19 protein-coding genes are annotated in these 21,611 nt (G+C 52.5%); 8 read left to right on the plus strand and 11 right to left on the minus strand.

All coding sequences use genetic code 11. The annotated features are described in order from the left end of the window. Positions 1-44 precede the first annotated feature (44 nt). Positions 45-830, minus strand: a complete 786-nt coding sequence (locus AC3CB2_RS19930) for a FadR/GntR family transcriptional regulator (RefSeq protein ID WP_352935325.1) — start codon at positions 828-830, stop codon at positions 45-47. 339 nt (positions 831-1,169) lie between these two features. Here AC3CB2_RS19930 and AC3CB2_RS19935 point away from each other — a divergent pair, with 339 nt between their 5' ends. From AC3CB2_RS19935 to dld, 3 genes are all read left to right on the plus strand, one after another. After that, positions 1,170-2,234 (plus strand): TRAP transporter substrate-binding protein, encoded by a 1,065-nt coding sequence (locus AC3CB2_RS19935; RefSeq protein WP_008549002.1) that lies wholly within the window; start codon positions 1,170-1,172, stop codon positions 2,232-2,234. 104 nt (positions 2,235-2,338) lie between these two features. After that, positions 2,339-4,405: a TRAP transporter large permease subunit gene (locus AC3CB2_RS19940; RefSeq protein WP_352935322.1), complete on the plus strand. Its 2,067-nt coding sequence runs from the start codon at positions 2,339-2,341 to the stop codon at positions 4,403-4,405. A 9-nt stretch (positions 4,406-4,414) separates the two neighbouring features. Further along, positions 4,415-6,100, plus strand: a complete 1,686-nt coding sequence (gene dld, locus AC3CB2_RS19945; protein ID WP_352935319.1) for a D-lactate dehydrogenase — start codon at positions 4,415-4,417, stop codon at positions 6,098-6,100. A gap of 27 nt (positions 6,101-6,127) precedes the next feature. Here the strand turns inward: dld and gntR are convergent, their stop codons facing one another. After that, a complete protein-coding gene (gene gntR, locus AC3CB2_RS19950) occupies positions 6,128-7,126 on the minus strand; it encodes an HTH-type transcriptional regulator GntR (RefSeq protein ID WP_008549262.1) in 999 nt (332 codons plus the stop codon). A 110-nt stretch (positions 7,127-7,236) separates the two neighbouring features. Between gntR and AC3CB2_RS19955 the strand changes: the two genes are divergently transcribed. From AC3CB2_RS19955 to AC3CB2_RS19975, 5 genes are all read left to right on the plus strand, one after another. Continuing rightward, complete coding sequence (locus tag AC3CB2_RS19955) at positions 7,237-7,767, plus strand: gluconokinase (protein WP_008549178.1); 531 nt, start codon at positions 7,237-7,239, stop codon at positions 7,765-7,767. 43 nt (positions 7,768-7,810) lie between these two features. Then, a complete protein-coding gene (locus tag AC3CB2_RS19960; RefSeq protein ID WP_008549437.1) occupies positions 7,811-8,830 on the plus strand; it encodes a TRAP transporter substrate-binding protein in 1,020 nt (339 codons plus the stop codon). A gap of 78 nt (positions 8,831-8,908) precedes the next feature. Then, a complete protein-coding gene (locus tag AC3CB2_RS19965) occupies positions 8,909-9,448 on the plus strand; it encodes a TRAP transporter small permease subunit (protein WP_352935314.1) in 540 nt (179 codons plus the stop codon). Beyond that, positions 9,445-10,773 carry a TRAP transporter large permease gene (locus AC3CB2_RS19970; protein WP_014284608.1) on the plus strand — a complete coding sequence of 443 codons (1,329 nt, stop codon included), beginning with the start codon at positions 9,445-9,447 and terminating at the stop codon, positions 10,771-10,773. Before AC3CB2_RS19965 ends, AC3CB2_RS19970 begins: the two co-directional genes overlap by 4 nt. A gap of 227 nt (positions 10,774-11,000) precedes the next feature. Next, complete coding sequence (locus AC3CB2_RS19975; protein ID WP_352935311.1) at positions 11,001-12,170, plus strand: hypothetical protein; 1,170 nt, start codon at positions 11,001-11,003, stop codon at positions 12,168-12,170. Between the two features lie 166 nt (positions 12,171-12,336). Here AC3CB2_RS19975 and AC3CB2_RS19980 read toward each other — a convergent pair whose 3' ends face one another. The 9 genes from AC3CB2_RS19980 to AC3CB2_RS20020 form a co-directional block, all read right to left on the minus strand. Beyond that, positions 12,337-12,885, minus strand: coding sequence for a thioredoxin family protein (locus AC3CB2_RS19980; protein WP_352935308.1), 549 nt, complete (start codon positions 12,883-12,885; stop codon positions 12,337-12,339). 159 nt (positions 12,886-13,044) lie between these two features. Then, positions 13,045-13,422 (minus strand): carboxymuconolactone decarboxylase family protein, encoded by a 378-nt coding sequence (locus AC3CB2_RS19985; RefSeq protein ID WP_352936035.1) that lies wholly within the window; start codon positions 13,420-13,422, stop codon positions 13,045-13,047. Between the two features lie 14 nt (positions 13,423-13,436). Further along, positions 13,437-14,888 carry an NAD-dependent succinate-semialdehyde dehydrogenase gene (locus tag AC3CB2_RS19990; RefSeq protein WP_352935305.1) on the minus strand — a complete coding sequence of 484 codons (1,452 nt, stop codon included), beginning with the start codon at positions 14,886-14,888 and terminating at the stop codon, positions 13,437-13,439. Positions 14,889-14,997: 109 nt separating this feature from the next. Beyond that, positions 14,998-16,671, minus strand: a complete 1,674-nt coding sequence (locus AC3CB2_RS19995; protein WP_014284601.1) for a BCCT family transporter — start codon at positions 16,669-16,671, stop codon at positions 14,998-15,000. A gap of 104 nt (positions 16,672-16,775) precedes the next feature. Further along, positions 16,776-18,242 (minus strand): aldehyde dehydrogenase, encoded by a 1,467-nt coding sequence (locus AC3CB2_RS20000; protein ID WP_352935302.1) that lies wholly within the window; start codon positions 18,240-18,242, stop codon positions 16,776-16,778. Next, positions 18,242-19,288, minus strand: coding sequence for an LLM class flavin-dependent oxidoreductase (locus AC3CB2_RS20005; protein ID WP_008549425.1), 1,047 nt, complete (start codon positions 19,286-19,288; stop codon positions 18,242-18,244). The genes AC3CB2_RS20000 and AC3CB2_RS20005 overlap by 1 nt, the downstream gene beginning before the upstream one ends. A 3-nt stretch (positions 19,289-19,291) precedes the next feature. Further along, entirely contained in the window at positions 19,292-20,209 is a 918-nt protein-coding gene (locus tag AC3CB2_RS20010) for a flavin reductase family protein (RefSeq protein WP_352935300.1), read from the minus strand. 17 nt (positions 20,210-20,226) lie between these two features. Beyond that, complete coding sequence (locus AC3CB2_RS20015; RefSeq protein WP_352935298.1) at positions 20,227-21,033, minus strand: alpha/beta fold hydrolase; 807 nt, start codon at positions 21,031-21,033, stop codon at positions 20,227-20,229. Further along, positions 20,999-21,607: an amino acid synthesis family protein gene (locus tag AC3CB2_RS20020; protein WP_008549345.1), complete on the minus strand. Its 609-nt coding sequence runs from the start codon at positions 21,605-21,607 to the stop codon at positions 20,999-21,001. Before AC3CB2_RS20020 ends, AC3CB2_RS20015 begins: the two co-directional genes overlap by 35 nt. Between the last annotated feature and the right edge of the window lie 4 nt (positions 21,608-21,611).

Here is a 21,611-nt window from a genome sequence, read left to right on the forward strand (position 1 = left end):
CTGCGTGGGGAGCAGCAGAGCTTCCCAATACGTAACAGTGGTAATTATTCTTCACCTCTTTGCAGAGCATAGAGTTTTGAAGAGATGAGTTCGCGGCGTTGCTGATCCTGCCCCAAACGGAAAGACGTCTCCACGAAGTCGATATGGCGATGCGCAGCTTCTTCTGACTTAGCACCATTACGACTGAAGATCGCGCGGCCAATTTCCTCGTGCTGCTCCAGCAGTTGCTCACCTGTACCATCAATCGACCGCAGAAACTCGCGGTTATAGAAGACACCTTTTTGTGTCAGCTCATAGATGGAAGACATCATATGAATGAGCATGGCGTTGTGACTGGCGTCAACGATTGCGAGATGGAAGGCGATATCGTTCTTTTTTGAGGCGATATCATCCGCCCGAGTCTGCGCATCCCGCAGGTTTTCGAGGATCACCTCTAGGCGCTCAAGATCCAGTTTCGTTGCACGCTCCGCAGCCAAACGAGCTGCAAAACCCTCCTGAACCCGGCGATATTCGAGATAATCGTAGAAGGCCGTCTGATTTCGGCTGATCAGGTTGATCAGAGCAGGACTCATTGCCGCGCTGATCAAAGGCGCGATGAACGATCCTTCTCCATGGCGAATGGTAATGAGATTGGAATCTTCCAGTCGCTTCAGCGCTTCGCGAACCTTGGGACGAGACACACCCATCCGCTCTGAAATGTCCCTTTCAGAAGGCAGTTTCGTACCTTCTTTCAGCACACCGGCCAGAATGAGACCCTCGATCTGTTCAGTTACAGAATCCACCACTGTATCGTGATCGATCGGCTCAAAAAGATTATCTACAGACACCATTTTACACTTCCTGCCGGACACAAATCCAATATTGGTCGATTTTATTTTCCAATTCAAGAGGAAGAGGCCAGAGAGCCACAATATTGATATATCAAAGCATGTATTACGCACTAATACGTTGTTTTACCGCTTAATTTCCATTCCTTAAGCACAAAATTCCAAAAATTATACGCAACCGCACCATTAGTATTTACACGCGTGTCAAGCCCGAAAAATGGCTAAAACCGCAAAATATATTTCTTGATTTATTTTAGAGGTCAATATTATTTACCAGCAATCAGCTGCTTGGGAGGACAGCGCAAAAGCGCGTTTAGCAGCCGAATGCCATTTGGAGGAAACATGAAAAAATCTGTCTTAAGCCTTGCTCTCGCCGCCTCTGTCGCTGCATCTGTGCTCGCAGCTCCAATTGCGAATGCAGCCGACAAACTGCTGCTCAAGACGCCAATCGCTTTCTCAACCTCTCTGCCAGGTCTGGGTAGCCCAATTCCTCGCGTCGCTGACCAGCTGAAGCTGATGTCTGGCGGCTCTATCAAAATGAAGGTGTATGAGCCGGGCAAGCTGGTTCCACCATTCGAAATTCTCGACGCCGTTTCTTCCGGCAAGATCAACTCCGGTTACACCACAGCAGGTTACTGGGCAGGTAAAATCCCAGCTGCTCCGCTGTTTTCTGCCGTTCCTTTCGGCCCGGAAGCTGGTGAATACGCTGCATGGCTCTACTATGGTAACGGCCTATCCCTTTACCAGGAAATGTACGATCAGGCTGGCTACAACGTAAAAGTTCTGCCATGTGCGATCATCGCTCCTGAGACATCCGGCTGGTTCTCCAAAGAGATCAACTCCCCAGAAGACCTCAAAGGTCTGAAGATGCGTTTCTTCGGTCTTGGCGGTAAGGTGATGCAGAAACTCGGCGTTGCAACTTCCCTGCTGCCAGGTGGCGAGATCTTCCCGGCGCTTGAAAAAGGCGCGATCGACGCGACAGAGTTCTCCATGCCAGCGATTGATGCACGCCTCGGCTTCCACAAACTGGTAAAGTATAATTACTTCCCAGGCTGGCACCAGCAGGCAACTGTCTTTGAGCTGCTGATCAACAAAGACGTCTGGAACAAAACCAGCGACACCAACAGAGCAATCATCGAGAACGCCTGTAAGGCATCTGTGACTGACAGCTTTGCAGAAGGTGAAGCAATCCAGCATGAAGCTCTGCTCGACAACGTCAACAACAATGGCGTTCAGATCAAGCAGTGGTCTCCTGAAATGCTCGACGTGTTCCGCTCAACCTGGGACGAAGTTGCTCAGGAAGAAGCTGCGAACGATGCGTTCTTCGCGAAGGTTCTGGCTGACCTGAACCAGTTCCGCGACAACTACAAAATCTGGAAAGAAAACGCGTTCCTGCCGCGTAAATAATAAAAACTTGGGAGCGGCTCCCCCTTTTGCCGCTCCCTTTTTTGCTATTGGCCTCAGCCTTCCAGCCCAGATAGTTGCGGCGTTGACCTGCAAGAGTGAATGCTATGATAAAAAATCCTCAGGACACTTCAGATCCAATTGAGCTCTTTGAAGAAATTCTCGAGCACGAAGACACTGACAAACAACCCATAGCCGTTGCACTGGATCACTTTGTAAAGGGCGTTGGCCACGTGGTTATGTGGGCCAACCTGTTCCTGATCCTCGCAATCGTCACTCAGGTAACAATGCGCTACCTGTTTAACTACAACTTCCCTAAGCTCGATGAACTGCAATGGCACCTCTACGGTCTGGTGACCATGGTGGGCATTTCCTACGCACTGGTGACAGACAGCCACGTACGCGTTGACCTGCTGCACATGCAGCTGAGCCCACGTACTCAGCGCATCATCGAGATTGTTGGTATTCTGGCGCTGCTGGTTCCATTCATCTATCTGATGGTGGATCAGGGCTACGACTATTTCTACGACAGTTTCCGCGTTGGCGAACGCTCCTCCAGCCCAACAGGCTTGCCTGCGCGTTGGGCCTTCAAAGCAATCATCCCCTTAAGCTTTGTCCTTCTTGGAGTTGCAGCGCTCGCCCGCCTTATTCACGACGTTCACGCAATCTGGGTCAACAGTGAGAGCGAGCGAAAAGGGAAGGGCATCCGCCTCATCCTCCTCGCATTCCTTGGCTTTGCTGTAGTTGCTTACGGCCTGTCTTTCCTCGTGGAGACCACCGAAGAGAAGCTCGTCATCGCAATGTTCCTCACCTTCATTGCGCTGCTCTTCTCCGGCTACCCTGTTGCCTGGGTGCTGGCAGGTGTCGGCATCGCTTATTGCGGTCTAGCTTACCTGTTTGATAACGACCACATGGCGTGGACTGGCCTGGAAAGCACGTTCACTGGCCTCGACTACCTGACACTGGGCGCAACCGTGAACCGTGTTTATGCGACCATGTCCAACGCCGTGCTCGTGGCGCTGCCGATGTTCATCTTCATGGGCCTAATGCTGGATGAAAGTGGTGTGGCTGAGCGCCTGATGACTTCCATGCAGAAGCTGTTTGGTACAGTGCGCGGTGGCCTTGCCATCACGGTTACGCTGATCGGTATCATCCTTGCAGCCTCCACTGGCATCATCGGTGCATCCGTTGTGCTGCTCGGCGTGCTGTCTCTGCCATCCATGATGCAGCAGAAGTACTCCAAGTCACTCGCAGCAGGTGTGGTGTCTGCATCTGGCACTCTGGGTATTCTTATTCCACCGTCTATCATGCTGGTGATCATGGCAGATCAGATGGCTCTGTCCGTAGGTGATCTGTTCATGGCGGCGGTGTTCCCCGGCATCATCATTGGCATGCTGTACCTGCTGTACATCTTCGTGATTGCTTTGGTGAAGCGTGATGCAGCTCCTGTGCCAGAAGGTGCAAAGGCTCCAGATTGGCATGCGATCAAGGATGTTCTGATCGCAGCACTGCCTACTCTGTTGCTGATCCTCGCTGTGCTTGGTTCCATCTTCGCAGGCCTGACCACTCCGACTGAAGCCTCCGGTATCGGTGCTTTGGGTGCAACCCTGCTGGCTCTTGGCTACCGCAAGCTCACATTCCGCAAGCTGGTCAACGTGCTGAAGTCCACCTTCAACACCACCGCTTACATCTTCGCGATTTTCCTGGGCGCAACCATCTTCTCTTACGTGCTGCGTGAGATGGGCGGTGATGCACTGATCGAAGAGATGGTGGCCTCTACAGGTTTCGGTGCAAACGGAACGGTTCTGTTCATCCTGTTCATCGTCTTCCTGCTCGGCTTCGTTCTGGACTGGATCGAGATCACCCTGATTGTGCTGCCTCTGATGCGTCCAATCATCAACGGCCTTGGTCTCGACATTGGCGGCTATGGTGTGATTGATGAGCCTGCGCTGATCTGGTTCGTGATCCTTGTGGCAGTAACCCTGCAGACCTCGTTCCTGACACCGCCCGTTGGCTTCGCCTTGTTCTACCTGAAGGGCGTGTGTCCTCCAGAGATCAAGCTGACTGACATCTACCGCGGTATCATTCCATTCGTGCTGCTGCAGTTGTTGGGTCTGATGCTGGTGTACTACATGCCTCCGTTGGCCACATGGCTTCCATCCGTCGCCTACTAGGATGTCGTGATGACCAACGCAGAACTGATCAAGCAGTTTGAGATCATCGTTGGCAGCCGCCACGTTCTCAGCGACCCAAAGAAAACAGAGCGGTTCCGTAAAGGGTTCCGCTCTGGAGAAGGGGAGGCCATCGCAGTTGTCCGCCCCGGCACATTGCTAGAGCAATGGAAAGTCCTGGAAGCCTGTGTTGCGGCGGATAAGATCGTCATCATGCAGGCGGCCAACACGGGTCTCACAGAAGGCTCGACACCGAAGGGTGTCTACGAGCGCGATGTAGTGCTCATCAACACCAACCGTATGACCCAAATCCAGCCACTGGATGGCGGCAAGCAGATCATCAGCTTTCCCGGCTCAACCTTGTTCGAATTGGAGAAACTGCTGGAACCACTCGGTCGTCAGGCCCATTCGGTCATTGGATCATCCTGTATCGGTGCTTCCATCATTGGCGGTGTTTGCAACAACTCCGGCGGCTCGTTGGTCAACCGCGGCCCGTCTTACACCGAGCTTTCCCTTTTTGCGCAGCTCAACGCCAACGGTGAGCTGGTGCTGGTCAATCACCTCGGCATAGAACTTGGCGACTCCGCTGAAGAGATCCTCACTAATCTGGAAAACAGTAATTACACATCCGCAGATGTGAAGGACACCAACCAGAAAGCTTCTGATAGCGAGTATCACAGCCGTGTTCGGGAAGTGAATGCCTCAACCCCAGCCCGCTTCAACGCTGACAAGCGTCGCCTTTATGAGGCCAGCGGTTGCGCAGGTAAGCTGGGTGTGTTTGCTGTTCGTCTGGATACGTTCCCCAAAGCTGGCGCAGAAAAGACTTTCTACATCGGCACCAATGATCCGGCTGAATTGACTGAACTGCGCCGCCATATCCTCTCGCATTTCCAGAACCTGCCGGTTTCCGCGGAATACATGCACCGTGAAGCCTTCGACATCTCAGAGAAGTACGGCAAAGACACCGTGGTGATGATCAATCATCTTGGTACGGATCGCTTACCCATGTTCTTTGCGCTGAAAGGTGCGATGGATGCTTATCTGAACAAGATCAGCTTCCTGCCAAAGAACCTGACAGATCGCTTCATGCAGGTGCTGGCGAAAATCTGGCCGAGTGTGCTGCCAGAGCGCATGACCCAGTATCGTCAAGACTACGAACATCATCTCATCCTGAAGATGAGCGATGAAGGGATTGATGAGGCAGGGGGCTTCCTGAAAGACTTCTTTGCATCTCGCTCAGGGGGCTATTTTGAGTGTGATGCCACCGAAGGCAAGATGGCAGCGCTTCACCGCTTTGCCGCTGCCGGAGCAGCAGTGCGCTACAAAGCCGTTCATGGTGATGCTGCTGAAGATATTCTCGCACTGGATATTGCTCTGCGCCGCGATGATCGCAGCTGGTTTGAACAACTGCCTGACCACATCGAAGACAAACTGATCCACCGGCTCTATTACGGGCACTTCATGTGCCATGTGCTTCATCAGGATTACATCGTGAAGAAGGGCGTTGATGTGGCGGCACTCAAGCAGGAAATGCTTGAGATTCTGGACACTCGTGGTGCGGAGTATCCGGCAGAACATAATGTCGGACACATCTACAAAGCCAAACCGGATCTGGTCGAGTTTTACAAATCAATCGACCCGACAAACAGCTTCAATCCGGGACTGGGTAAAACATCCCGCTGCAAACACTATCACTGATCAAAGGGCCAGAGTGACTGCTCTGGTCTAAGACCTTCTGGTACTCTCGCGCACGCAGATATGATAGCTCAAGTCAACAATTGGATCAGTCGGCGCATCTTCTTTGCCAATCACCATTGCACCGGCCAATCGACCGATTTCACGCAAATTTGTTGATACCGATGTAACGCTCGGAACGGTTTCTGATGAGACGCCTAGGTCGTTAAAGCCGCAAATGCCGAACTCTTCCGGTACCTTGATCCCACGACGCTGACACTCAAACAAAACACCAATCGCCAAGTCATCGTTGTTGCACAAAACCGCATCACACTCTGGAAATTGCGATGTCAGCTTGCCGAACAATGTACCCCCTAGTTGTACATTGGAGGGCTTGTTGGTTACCGCGATGCTCTTTTCCTGCAGCTCACCATTGGCTTTGATCGCCTTCTTGAAACCTGCCAGACGCTTTTGAGCACGAGGATCCATCTGCGCACCCATAAAGCCGATGTTTTTGTAGCCAGAATCGATGAGGTGCTGCGTTGCCGTTTCAGCTGCCTTGTCGTGAGAGAACCCCACGATCTTGTCGATTGGATCTTCACTGATGTCCATAATCTGAACAACAGGAACACCTGCATTTTCAAGCATCTGCTTGGTTTCGGGGGTTTGCTCGATACCGGAAATAATCACACCTGAGGGAGTAGGGTTCAGGAACGAACGCAGGATACGCTCTTCTTCCAGCGAGTCGTAGTTGGTGTAACCGATCTGCATGTTGAAGCGCGATCCATACAGTGAGTCGCTGATTCCCCCGAGCACATCTGTGAACACGTTGTTCGAGATGGAAGGGACCATGACCACGATGGAACTGGACTTATTTGACGCTAGAGTAGAAGCAGACTGGTTCGGCACATAGCCAAGTTTTTTCACAGCAATTTCAACTTTGGCGCGCAAAGCCTCCGACACCTTTTCCGGTGAGCGAAGAGCGCGGGAAACTGTGATTGCGCTAACTCCAGCTTCTCGTCCAACATCTACAAGCGTCGGTTTTGGCATCAAAAAATACTCCCTATTCCTGAGCGCCTTTTTAGATATTTCAGATACCCCTTGCAAAATGATTGCGCAATCATTTATGATCAAATTCTCTTAGGAGGAAAACTAGGGCCGTGGAAGACTATAAAAAATCAGTATTTGTCGTCATGGGTGTTTGTGGCGTCGGAAAAACTTCAGTGGCACGCGCTTTGGCTACGTGTTTACCGGCGACCTATGTCGAGGCCGATGATTTTCATCCTGAAGACAATATTGAAGCAATGGGCCGGGGGCATCCGTTAACGGATGAAATGCGCCGGCCTTGGCTGAACGATCTTTCACAAGCGATTGTTGACCTGTCCAAGCAAGAGGCAACACCTGCTGTTGTTGTTGCATGCTCCGCTCTTAAGCGGTCGTACCGCGATATCATCCGCAGTTACGTGCCTCATGCCTGTTTTATCTTCCTTTCAGGATCAAAAGATCTCATTCGCGAAAGAATGGTGAATCGGCAGGATCATTTCATGCCGCTTGAGCTGCTCGACAGCCAACTGGAAATCCTGCAGCCTCCGTCATCTGACGAGCTGCACATAAACATCGATGTGAGTGGCGCTAAAACTGAAATCATCAATCAAATTTTGCGCCAAATCATGCCGGAAACTGTGGCCTGAGGTCACCAATATACTGAATACTCTTCAGGGAGGTACTGTGAGTATGAAACTTTTGAAATTTGCAGCTGCAGCAGTGATTGCAGCATCCACCGCAACCACGGCACTTGCAGCAGATTTTTCGCTGCGTTTCCAGTCTTCTGACCCAGCTGGTAACCCAAACTTTGAACTGCAGCAGGCTTGGGCAAAGCGTGTTGGCGTTCTCACCAACGACCGTGTGAACATCGAAATGCTGCCAGTAGGCACCATCGTTCAGCACACTGAAACCCAGGACGCTGTTGCTGCAGGCATCATCGACGGTCACATCACCGACACCTCTTACTTCACCGGTAAAGACGCTGCTTTCGGTCTGATTGCTAACCCAGTTGGTGCTTACGGTTCTCCTTCCGAAATGCTGAACTTCATGGAGTACGGTGGTGGTAAGCAGCTGATGAACGAACTGCTGAACCCATATGGTCTTCAGTTCATCGGTGCAACAACCCCAGGTCTTGAAGCTTTCATTTCCAAAGTTCCACTGAACGGCGTTGAAGACCTCAAGGGTCTGAAAATGCGCGCACCGGAAGGTCTGGTACAGAACGTATTCGCAGCAGCTGGCGCAGCACCTGTGAACCTGCCAGGTTCTGAAGTGTTCACCGCTCTGGATAAAGGCGTGATCGACGCAGCTGACTACACTGTGTTCTCCACCAACCACCAGCAGGGCATGCACGGCGTAGCTGGCCATCCAGTATACCCAGGCTTCCACTCCATGCCACTGGTTGAAGTTTCCATGAACAAAGCAACATGGGACACAATGCCAGCTGACATTCAGGCAATCCTGGAAATGTCCGTTCGTGACTACGCACGTGACATCACCGCTCAGCTTTCCATGCGTGATGCTGTTGCAGTGGCAGAAGCTATTGCAGATCCAAACATCACCGTTCACAACTGGTCTGCAGAAGAACGTGCTAAGTTCCGTACAATCGCACGCTCTCAGTGGGAAAAAGTTGCTGAAAAATCTGAGAACGCAAAACGCGTTTACGCGGTACTGTCTGCTTACCTGAAAGAGCAAGGTCTGCTTGCTGAGTAAGCCGATTTTAATCGCGTGAAACATACCGGACCGTCAAATTCCCCGACGGTTCGGTACCTAGCGGGGGAGGCAAGGTGAATGTCAGATCAAGAAGATAAGGACAAAGGCCAGAAGGCCATACCTGAAGCAGGTCTGTTCGGGAGCGTAATAGCAAGACTCGGCACGCTGTTTTCACTCACAATCGTATTGTCTGCTGCAATTCTGATTGTGGAAGTCGCAATGCGATACCTGTTTAACTCACCTACCACCTGGGCCCATGAAACCGTTATCTTTTTGACGGCGACAACATTCCTGTTTGGTGGTCTTTACTGCGCATCTACGAACAAGCACATCCGTGTGGTTCTCATTTATGATGCACTTTCTCCCGAAATGCGGCGCGTTTTCAACGTTGCCATTTCCGTTGCCTGTGCGCTCGCCAGTGCCTTGTTCTCCTGGGCAGGCTGGCTCGTTGTGAAGCGCGCAATCTGGACACCTTCCGGCGACTTTCGCTTGGAGACATCCGGCTCGGCATGGAACCCGCCAACACCAGGGCTACTGAAACTGTTCCTGCTTGGCATCCTCATTCTTATGTGCCTGCAATTTGCAATTCTGGCCGTCAACTACGCTAAGAAAAAATGACCGATTTACTCTTCCTGATCCCGGATTTTAAAGCTCTGGGCATCGAGGTGGCTACGCTTCTGATGTTCGGCTCATTGCTTCTCCTGCTGCTGACGGGCATGCCTCTTGCGTTCGTCACACTGCTGGTTGCTCTCATCTTCGCATTGGGCTGGTTCGGCCCGGGCGCGGTGCCGCTCATCGTCAGCCGCATCTTCAGCTTTGTGAACTCTTTTGTTTTCGTCTCGGTTCCCATGTTCGTGCTCATGGCCGCGATCCTTGATCGGTCTGGCATCGCCAGGGATCTGTTCGACGCCATGCGTCTGGTCGGCGGGCGCCTTCGTGGCGGCATCGCCATCCAGACACTGCTCGTGGCTGTTGTTCTGGCGGCCATGTCAGGCATCATCGGCGGTGAGGTGGTTCTCCTCGGCGTGATCGCCCTGCCACAGATGCTACGCCTTGGTTATGATCGCAAACTCGCCATCGGTGTGTGCTGCGCAGGTGGTGCTTTGGGAACCATGATCCCACCATCCATCGTGCTGATCATCTATGGCCTGACGGCTAGTGTTTCCATTGGCGATCTGTTCACCGCAGCATTCTTCCCGGGTCTGATGCTGGCAGCCATGTATGCGGCCTATATTCTGATCCGCGCCTACTCCAACCCTGAAGTCGCACCGATCCCGGAAGCAGGGGAGATCCCACTTTCCGAGAAGATCCGCCTTCTGAAGGGGCTGTTCCTACCGATCCTCGTTGTGGTCTTCGTGCTTGGCTCTATCTATGGCGGCATCGCCAGTGTGACGGAAGCCTCTGCGATTGGCGTGCTCGGCGTAACAATCTCCACCATCATCCGCCGTGAGTTCACCCTGAAACTCATCATGGGTGCAGCAAAGCAAACGCTGTCTACCGTCGGTATGATCGTATGGATTGGTGTAGGCGCATCCGCGTTGGTCGGCGTGTTCAACCTGATGGGCGGCATTCGCTTCGTTCAGGCACTAATCACTGGCATCTCTGATGACCCAACCATCGTGATCTTATTCATGATGCTGATCCTGTTCGTGCTCGGCATGTTCCTGGATTGGGTTGGCATCGCATTGCTCACCATGCCGATCTTCGTGCCTATCGTCTCACAGCTTGGATACGATCCAATCTGGTTCGGTGTTGTGTTCGCCATGAACATGCAGGTGAGCTTCCTGTCACCACCATTCGGTCCCGCCGCTTTCTACTTAAAAAGCGTGGCACCACCCGACATAAGCCTCGGCGAGATCTTCAAGGCCCTGCTGCCTTTCATCATGATCCAGATCGTCGCCGTAGCCCTGCTGATCATCTTCCCAGGTATCGCAGTCAGCTAACAACAATAATAACACCGCTGAACAAGAAGCCTGCGCCCCGCGCAGGCTTCTTTTGTTTTTTGAGGTGGGAAACATTATATTAACGATATTTGTTAAGCTTAATACATCACAATAATTGCAATGAATACCTCTGGTAGCCAGAATGATTTGAATAATAATTCTTTGTTTCATTCATGAGCATAGCAAAATTACTGTGCTCCTAAGTCCTTACTTTAGGAGATTTATTCATGCTACCCGGCACAAATGATAACTCGCGCAACCCATCAAGCGTCGGATCTGATGCAACACCGATCATCAAAATTCTTGATAGAGCACGATGGGCTCCCAGCGGAGACAACGCCCAACCATGGAAGTTTGAGTTGTTGGGCAAGCAGGCCGTTCGCGTTCACATCACGCCGCCATCAGAGCAGGTTCTTTACGAGTATGGAGGGCGCCCAACACTAATAGCTATCGGAACGCTCATTGAAACGATAAGTATTGCGGCTTCTCAATACGGATGGTCAACAACTTACACCTATCAATCAGAGGGGCAAAACTCCTACGTCGATGTCTTATTTTCTGAGCAGACATCAGCTGTTTCGGACAAACTCTCGGATTACATTGAGCGACGTACAACCAATCGCTTTCCTTACAAAACCAGTCGCTTATCTACGGAGCAAAAACAAAACCTAGCAAATGCAGTTAGCTCTTGCGTAGAAGTCCACTGGCGTGAAGATTGGCGTTCAAAATGGCGAGTGATTGCTATCAACATGATGGCAAGTAAGCTCTTCTTCTCTATTCATGAAGGCATGATCATGAGAGAAAAAGGAGTCCACTTCGATACAGATTACCCGGAGAAGGGCCTGCCAATTTCATCTGTAGGTTTCAGCAAGCCAATATCAGCGATGATCCCATGGGCTAGCAAGACTTGGACGAGAACTCGTGTCTTAAACCGATATCTATTTGGTTGGTTAAGTGCATCATTAGAGCTTGATGTCTCGCGCGGCTTTCGCAGTGCAGCGCTTTTTTCATTACATTGGAGAGATGACAAGACTGGACGTAGTGATGTGGAAGTCATCAACGCTGGCCGAGCATTACAACGCTTCTGGCTAACCGCGGAGGAGCAAGGCTTAGCGCTTCAACCAAGTTATGGACCACTCGCATTCTCAGCTCTCGTTGAAGATAATGTGCCTTTTACCGCTGAAACTTGGGCACTCAAATATGCTAAGAAGCTATCAAACTCAGTTCATCGCACTTATGGAGTACCCGGTAGACAAATTGCTTTTACTGGAAGAGTTGGCAACCCCACAATCAATGGGCGCATTCCAAGGTCATGGAGGCAACCTCTTGCAGAGCTTATAAAGGATCAAAAAGATCATCTATATGAGCCACCAACGATCTTTAAGAAAAGAGCTTGAAGCGTAGTTCGCTAACGCAAAAAAGTCTGTTTCAGATTCCACAATATCTAAATGTAGCGTCTATGAGATCCTGACAATGTTAGTGAGGATCTCGTTTTAGAAGAGGCTATGGGTTTGCATAGAACCAAACCCATAGACTCCATTTCGCAAAATCAACATTATGGAACTAATCGATCCATTTTATTGAACAGCCCATGCTCGGCACTTGATCTTTAGGTCCAGAGCCAGTTTCAGCAACCAAACGCATTGCGTTAAGCAATTCGGGTGTTCGTCCTGTGGGGTCATTAAACCCTGCATCATCCAGACGGCCGCGATACTGGAGTTCGCCTTTGTTGTTCAAACCAAAGAAGTCAGGCGTGCATACAGCACCATACGTCTTGCCGATGGATTGATCTTCATCGATCAGGTACGGAAACTCAAATCCATAGAGCTCCGCAAATTCTTTCATTTTAGGAGGGGAATCTGCCGGAACCGATTTGTAGTCATTGGACATGACCGCCAGTACACCAAAGCCTTCTGACATCAGAAGCTTGGTATCTGCTGCCAACCGATCGCCAATCGCCTGAACATAAGGGCAATGATTACAGATAAATGCGATCAACAGACCGTTCTCATCAATGTGTTCCGACATCGTAAAACCCTGCCCGTCAGCGTCTTTAAGCGTGAAATCCGGAGCCTTCCAACCAAAGTCACAAATCGGCGTGTTCAGCAGCACGGTACCGTCCTCTTAAGCAGTTTGTCTTGCGGAACCTTCTCATAACCTTGCGAGCTGTGTCTAGAATGTCAACTACGCTCTGCGTACGGAAATGAACGCAGAGCGTAAGCATAAGTTTGAACGGCGAAATGTGCCTCAGTCACTCACGACCCTAAAGGCTCACAACTCCCCTGCTTCCTCCAGTACCTTCCTGGCACTGCGGAAGCAGTCTACTCCGGCGGGGACGCCGGCGTAGATGGCTACGATGTGGCAGGCGGCGCGGATTTGTTCTTTGGTGACGCCGTTGCGTAGAGCACCTTTGCAGTGGAGTTCCCATTCGTGCATTTTTCCCAGAGCGCCGATCATGGCCAGATTCATCAGGCTGCGGGTTGGGGCGTCGATGGCTTCATCTCCCCAGCCAAAGCCCCAGCACCATTCGGTCATGGCTTCCTGAAACGGACGGTTGAAATCGTCCGCTTTAGCCAAGTTGGCTTCCACATAGTCAGCGCCAAGGGTGGCCTTGCGTTGCTCAAGGCCTTTTTCAAACCGGTCAGACATATACACTTTCTCTCTTAAACGCTGATGCAGATGTATTTGATTTCGACGTAATCTTCGATGCCGTACTTGGAACCTTCACGGCCAAGGCCGGATTGCTTGACGCCGCCAAATGGAGCCACTTCCGTTGAGATCAGGCCGGTGTTCACACCCACCATGCCGTACTCCAGCTCTTCTGCCACTTTGTAGACCGTAGACAGATCATTGCTGTAGAAATAAGAGGCCAGCCCGAACTCGGTGTTGTTGGCCGCTTCAATGGCTTCATCGATTTCCTTAAAGCGGAACAGAGGTGCCAGAGGGCCGAAGGTTTCTTCTCTTGCTACTTCCATTTTGCTGGTGACATCAGACAGGACGGTTGGTTGGAAGAAAGTACCGCCTTTATCGCTGCGACCGCCGCCACAAACGACCTTTGCACCATTTTCAAGCGCGTTGCGGATGTGGGATTCCACTTTTTCGACAGCTGCATCTGTGATGAGTGGGCCGATGGTGACGCCAGGCTCGAAGCCGTCACCGACCTTCATATTGCAGACTGTTTCTGCCAGTTTTTTGGCAAAAGCCTCATAGACACCATCCTGCACGTAAATGCGGTTGGAGCAGACGCAGGTCTGGCCGGCATTGCGGAATTTGGAGATCAGTGCGCCTTCAACGGCCTTATCCAGATCCGCATCGTTGAACACGATGAACGGGGCGTTGCCGCCAAGCTCCAGTGAGAGCTTTTTGATCTGATCAGCGCTCTGGCGCATGAGGATGCGGCCCACATTGGTGGAGCCGGTGAAACTGATTTTCTGAACAATCTCGTTGCTGCACAACTCTTCGCCAACAGCAACAGCATCGGTTGATGGCAGGATGCTCAGCACGCCTTTTGGGATGCCTGCCTGTTCGGCCAAAAGTGCAAGGGCAAGCGCTGAGAGCGGAGTTTCGTCAGCAGGCTTCACGATCATGGCACAGCCAGCAGCCAGAGCTGGTGCGGCTTTGCGGGTGATCATGGCATTCGGGAAGTTCCATGGGGTGATCGCCCCAACAACACCAACCGGTTGTTTGATAACCATAATGCGCTTGTCTTCCTGATGGCCCGGAATGGTATCGCCATAAACGCGTTTGGCTTCCTCGGAGAACCACTCGATGAAGCTGGCACCGTAAAGGATCTCGCCTTTTGACTCCGCCAAAGGCTTACCCATCTCTGCGGTCAGGATCGCAGCAAGATCATCGGCATTTTCAATGAGAAGATCGAACCAGCGACGCAGGATCTGGGAGCGCTCTTTGCCAGTGCGCTTGCCCCATGCTTTTTGGGCGACTTTTGCTGCGTTGATGGCGTCAACAACATCCTCGCGGGAGCAATCGGCTACGTTGGCAATCAGCTCTCCCGTTGAAGGGTTGTTGACCGCGAACGTCTTCTGGCGCGAAACAAAGCCGCCATCAATATAAGCACCGGATTGCAGCAGGTTGGGGTTGTTGAGCTTCAGGTCCATGGTGACACCTTTTGTCTTTCCTTGTAATCACGCTGGTTTTCATCACGCCGTAAAAGAATGGGGACCAGAAGATTTGGCCCCCATACTGTTCAATTTCCGTTAAATCGGGTCAGGCTCGTAGTTCCCGATCAAGCGTTGTGCCATCCGGCGCCAGCTTTTTGTGCTCATCTGCGATTGCACTCGGGTCCTGCATCAGGGACTTCACAATGCCCCATGCCATCAACACAACCAGTGCACTGATCGGCAGAGCTGCTGCGATTGCCGCTGTTTGCAAGGCAGACAGACCACCGGCAACAAGCAAGGCCGCAGCCACAACACCCTGAGCAACACCCCAGATGACGCGGTGCTGTTTTGGTGGATGTGCGTTGCCCATGGACAGGATGGTGGTGATCACCAAAGTGCCGGAGTCAGAGGACGTGATGAACCAAGTCGCCAGCAGGAAGGTGGTCAGTGCTGCGATCAGCCAGCTGATGGTGCCGTTGGAGGTCATCTGCTCGATGGTGCCATAGAGCGCGCCACCAAGGTTCCAGCTGTTTACGGTGTCAATCAGACCTGCAGTGCCTACACCGCCCGGAGCATTCATCTCGATGAAGAGTGCGTTGCCGCCGAAGATGGTAATCCAAAGGAAGGCCATCACAGTTGGGACAAGCATCGCGCCGAACATGAACTCACGGATGGTACGACCACGGCTGATGCGTGCGATGAACATGCCCACGAATGGTGCCCAGGACAGCCACCAGCCCCAGTAGAACATGGTCCAGCCACCCTGCCACTTCACATCGCCCGGCTCGCTTGCAGTCCAGAAACCCATGGACAGGAAGTGAGACATGTAATCACCGACGGACGTCAGGAAGAAGCTCGCAAGCCACTGAGATGGACCAGCAAGTGCAAAGAACAGGATCAAAATCAGCGTCAGAGCGATGTTCCACTCAGACAGGATACGAATGCCTTTGCCAATACCGGAAACAGCAGAGAGCGTTGCGATGATGGAGATACCGATCACCAACCCAATCTGGGTAAGCGTGCCAGGATCAATACCAAACAGCACGTTCAGACCGGCTGCCATCTGGTTTACGCCAAGGCCCATGGAGGTCGCGATGCCGAAAACAGTGCCGAAAACTGCCAGCAGATCAACGGCGTGACCAGCAGGACCGTAGATGCGCTCACCGAGGATCGGATAAAGAGCACTGCGGAACGTCAGCGGCAGTTTCTTGCGGAATGAGAAGTACGCAAGACAAAGACCAGTGATGGTATAGATGGCCCAGCCATGCAGACCCCAGTGGAAGTTGGTTACGCGCACAGCATCCACTGCGCGGTCCATGTTCATCTCAGTATGGCCAGCCATATCCGCGAACGGGTTGTTCGGGTAGCCCCAGCCAGCGGAGTTGTCGAAGTAGAACAGCGGTTCTGCAACACCGAAGAACATGATGCCGATAGATACACTTGCGGAAAACAGCATTGCAAACCATGCGAAATTGCTGAATTCCGGACGTGCATCATCATCGCCCAAACGAATGGAGCCGAAGCGACTGACCATCAGGCCGATACAGATGAAGAAGATGATCATGACTGAAGAGATGTAGTACCAGCTCAGCGCTGTCTCGACCCAGCTGCGTACCGCCCCATACAGCTGGCCAGCATAATCAACGTTCAGAATTGTAAACACAACGAATGCTGCGACCATTGCTTTGGCCGCAATCGACATTCCGTTGTGAAGCCCCTTAAAGAGACCGGTTTCAGCAACACTCAGTTCTCCCTGAGCTTGCTTGTTATCGGTAGCCATCGTTCCCTCCCTGGCTATGTTCGGGCGTATTGCCCGTGCCGGGTTCCACTCCGGCTTATCTACAGCCCCATTAACTGGGGTTATGGATGGGGTTCTCCTTTGTCTCAGCGCATCACGAATGGATCCGGGATCGGATCATCTGACGTGCGCAGCCAGACTGTTTTGACTGTTGTGTAGTCCAGCGCTGCCTGCAGCCCGCCTTCACGGCCATGGCCGGAGAGGCCTTGCCCCCCAAACGGAGCAACTGGCGAAACAGCGCGATAAGTGTTGACCCAAACGATGCCTGAGCGGATGCCTTTCACCATGCGGTGGGCGCGGGTCAGGCTTTTCGTGAAGATGCCTGATGCGAGGCCAAACTTGGTGTCGTTTGCCATCTGCAGAGCTTCAGCCTCTGTCTCAAAGGTGAGAACAGAAAGCACTGGGCCAAACAACTCGGTTGTCACGCAAGGCGCAGTCGTCACCTCCGAGCAATCCAGAATGGTTGGTGGGAAGTAGAACCCGTCCCGCTCACAATCTGCACCGCCTGCCAGCAGTTTGGCGCCAGCATCTACAGAAGCTTTAATCACAGCGTTGATGTGATCACGTTGCCGCTGACTGCACAGAGGTCCAACCTCAGTTGCCATATCCTGCGGATGGCCGATGACAACAGCTTCAGCTTTCGCCTTCAAACGAGCGAGAAACTCATCCTTGATGCTCTTTGCGATAATCAGACGAGAGCCAGCAACACAGCTTTGCCCGGTTGCCGCAAAGATGCCGGAGATCTGTGCATTGACCGCGCTATCGATATCCGCATCTTCAAACACGATGAACGGAGACTTTCCGCCCAGTTCCAACGAAGTGCTGGCAAGGTTTTCTGCTGAGTTGCGGACGATATGCTTGGCGGTTTCAGGGCCGCCAGTGAAGGCTACATGAGCAACGGATGGGTGTGATGTGAGCACCTGACCGCATTCCGGACCAAAGCCGGTGATGATGTTGACTACGCCTTTCGGGAAGCCAGCTTCCTCAATCAGCTTGGCAAACTCTAAAAGCGGTGCCGGGCCTTCTTCCGATGCTTTTACAATCAGCGTACAGCCAGCGGCAAGCGCCGGACCAATCTTCACTGCAGACAGGAAGAGCTGGTTGTTCCATGGCACAATCGCGGCCACAACGCCGACAGGCTCACGGCGCAGCCAAACTTCCATATCCTGCTTGTCGATTGGCAGGTGAGCACCTTCAATCTTATCTGCCAGACCAGCATAATAGCGATAGTAGTCCGCCACATACGCCACTTGCGCAGAGGTTTCGCGGATGATCTTGCCGGTATCCTGCGTTTCCAGCTGAGCCAGCTTTGGTGCATTGGCTTCAACCAGATCTGCCAGTTTGTAGAGCAACTTACCGCGCTGTGTTGCGGTCAGGCCGCTCCAGCTTGGATCAAAGAAGGCGTGTTCAGCCGCCGCAACCGCCCGGTTGACATCCTCTGTCCGCGCCTCAGGCATTTCTGCCCAAGGCTGACCGGTTGCCGGGTCCAGACTTTGAAACTGTGCTGAACCCTCTTCAAAACGACCATCGATATAGTGCTGGAAGCGTTTCATCATGCATCCTTTTGGAAAGCAGGCATTACGTCGTTGATGAAGCGTTCAAGAGACGCTTTCTTACGTTCAAACGACATGCCGCTATCAATCCAGAATGAGTACTCGTCATAGCCAAGGTCTTCGTAGTGCTTGAGGCGCTCGATGACCTTCTCAGAGGTGCCAATCACGTTGTTCGTACGCATCTGCTCTGCGCTGTAGAACGGATGGTTCGCAATATCTTCGTCACTCAGCGGCTCAATGAGACCCTGAGTGATTGGACGCTCATTTTTGAACCATGCACCGAAGTAGTTGTAGAAACGGTTGATCTCTTCAGCACCCTGCTGAACATCCGCATCATCACCACCAACATATGTATGGCGCAGCAGCATGATTTTTGGACGTGGAACGGATGGGCTCTTCTCACAAGCATCGTTGAAGCGCTCCATGAGGCTTTCAACTTCATCATCACCATTCCAAAGTGGAGTCACCTGAACGTTACAGCCGTTTGCAACTGCAAAGTCATGAGAGTTTGGATCGCGAGCCGCCACCCAGATTGGTGGGTGTGGCTGCTGCATTGGCTGCGGCGCGGAGGTGGTTTTCGGGAACTGCCAATACTCACCTTCGTGGGTGTAGTCGCCTTCCCAGAGCTTCTTGACCGCAGGCACCAGCTCACGCATGCGCTGACCAGCTTCCCATGCATCAAGACCTGGCATCATCCGCTCATATTCGAAGCTGTAAGCACCACGAGCGATACCCAGCTCAAGACGGCCGTCCATAATGATGTCCGCCATAGCAGCTTCGCCAGCCAGCTTGATTGGATGCCAGAAGGGCGCGATGACTGTTCCAGTTCCAAGACGTACATTTTCAGTCCGCCGTGCCAAGTCTACAAGATTAATGAAAGGGTTAGGCGCAATGGTGAAGTTCATGCCATGGTGTTCACCAGTCCAGATCGCATGCATGCCGCCTTTGTCAGCGATCTCACAGAGTTGCAGAAACTCGTCATAGAGCTTTTGCTGACTTTCGTCTGCTGAAATACGTTCCAGATGGATGAATAGTGAAAATTTCATGGCTTACTCTCCCAGTGCGATTTTGCGCACTTCGCCGCTTTCCTGATTTCCAAAATAAATGCCGAAGTTGCCCTTTTGCGCCTCTCTCGCAAATCGGGTGAGCATTGTTTGCGTTGCTGAATCTTTCACCCGTGCCAGCACGTCGTCCGTCAGCGACAGGAAGCTCCCGACTTTGCTGTCTCCCTCGCCAGCGCTGCAGTGAAAGGCCAGATGCTGGGCATTTGCGCTCTCGTCCTCATAAACGGAGTAGATAAAGCCAACAGAAGAAGGAATCCCGGCTTCTTCCAGGAGCGCAGCAAGTTCTTTTGTAGGGGTGCCTTTGCTGGCCGTGCGACTTGGCAAACGCAGTTGCCCAGCATCATCTTCAAGAAACAGCAGTTTGCCGTCTCGTTCCAAAAGCGCGCTGATTATGGTCTCGCTGTCCACCTGAATGGAGCTGACTTCCTGCGTCGCCGTAAAGTAGGCGCCACGGGCATAACCCAGACCATTGGCAACGCCAGTATCAAACGCTTTGACTTCACCAATCAGGATCGCATGATCACCCGCATCAACCACATTGTGCATGGAGCAATCGAACCATGCCGCCACATCGGAGATGACTGGTGCACCATTTGGACCAACCTTCCAGTCCACGGTCGCAAAGCGGTCTTCAACGCGGCTTGCGAAGGTGTTGGACACATCCTTCTGGGTCTCAGCCAGAATATTAACGGCGAAACCGGACGCATTTGTCAGCGCATCATAGTTGCTGGAACTCTTTGCAAGACACACCAGCAGCAAGGGTGGGTCCAGAGAAACACTTGAGAAGGAGTTCGCGGTAAAACCAAGCGGCTCACCATCTCCTCCATGGGCTGTCACTACCGTAACGCCGGTCAGGAATGTCCCAAACGCATTCCTCAAACTCCGTGGGTCCATGGCTGTCATCGGGTAGATCTCCCTTTCTATCCGTTTGTTCTTATTGGTTGTTTCAACCAGCTCGCCATCGCGGCGTTGACTTCTTCCGGTGCCGTCAGGTTGACCATGTGACGGTGGCCTTCAATGATGCAGACAATGCCGTCCTGAGCAGCCTGCGCCATATCCACGGCCATTTCCTTGGTCGAGTTCGGATCACCATCGCCCGTCAGCAAAAGAGCGGGACACCGGATCTCTTCCCATTTGTCTGCATAGGTTGCATCACCATGTGCAAACGCATTGTAAGTGATCGCATATCCAACCGGGTCTACCTCCCGCAGCCAGTTGCCGACCTGCTCCTTGGCGATCAACTCAACATCGCTGTTCCCGAACCAGCGGCTCAACGGACCGTCGATGTTGATATTGCCCTGTGCAATCTCCTTGGCCCGCGCCTGCACAGCACTGCGGGCTTCAGGTGTTCTGCGGTAAACGCCGTTCAACAAAGCAACGCGTTTTACGCGTTCTGGATGCGTTGCTGCGTAACCACCGCTGATCAACGCGCCCATGGAGTGACCCGCCAGATTTACCTGCTCAAATCCCAGCGCGCTGATCACAGCATGGAGCCACTCTACGTAGTCCTCCAGCAGAGAGCCTTGAGGAAGCGCAGTGCTTCCTCCGTGCCCTGGCATATTCACAGCAATCACGCGGTGCGTTTTAGCGAAGAACTCGACCTGCGGACCCCAGGAGGCGTCCTGCATGCCAACGCCGTGCACCAGCACGAGCGGCTCGCCTTCGCCTACTTCGCGGTAGCAGACGGTACCTTTAGGATGTGACAGCTGCAGGGTTGTCAACGTCATGCCCTAGCTCCTTAAGATCCTGATAACGATCACCAATCCGGTGGTGCGGACGGCCTGCCAGAGAAGCGCCCAGTGCAATCACGATCTCATCCGGGGCCGGTGCATCCGGAATAGCCAGCTGAATGGTCAGGTAGTGAGACCGACGTCCACCATCATTCTTGTCCATCAGCGGGATCATGATCGGCGCGTTGGCACCAGCGCGAGTGTTACAGAACGCCAGATAGGTTTTAGCGCCAACAGCTTCACGGTAAAAATTGCCAAACTGCAGTGTGTGAATGAGCGCAGATGCGTGCTCCACTTCACCGTTCACACCAACAACAGCCGCTTTGCCATAGCCTTCAACTGCTTCGCCAGAACCGGCAAAGTTGATGATCATGTCTGTCAGCAGCTTGCCAACGTCCGGCGCAACATCATGGATGCCCGGGCGAAGATCCTCAACGAAGCCCTGTCCGGCCCATGGGTTCTTGATGACAGCCACAGCAGCAATCATCCGCAAAGGTACCTCTGCTTTTTTGCCACCCTCAATCAGCGTGTCTTCCACATGAAGAAGCGTCTTGCGTATTTCTGCCGGCATTTGA

The sequence above is a fragment of the Pseudovibrio sp. SCP20 genome (assembly GCF_057774105.1).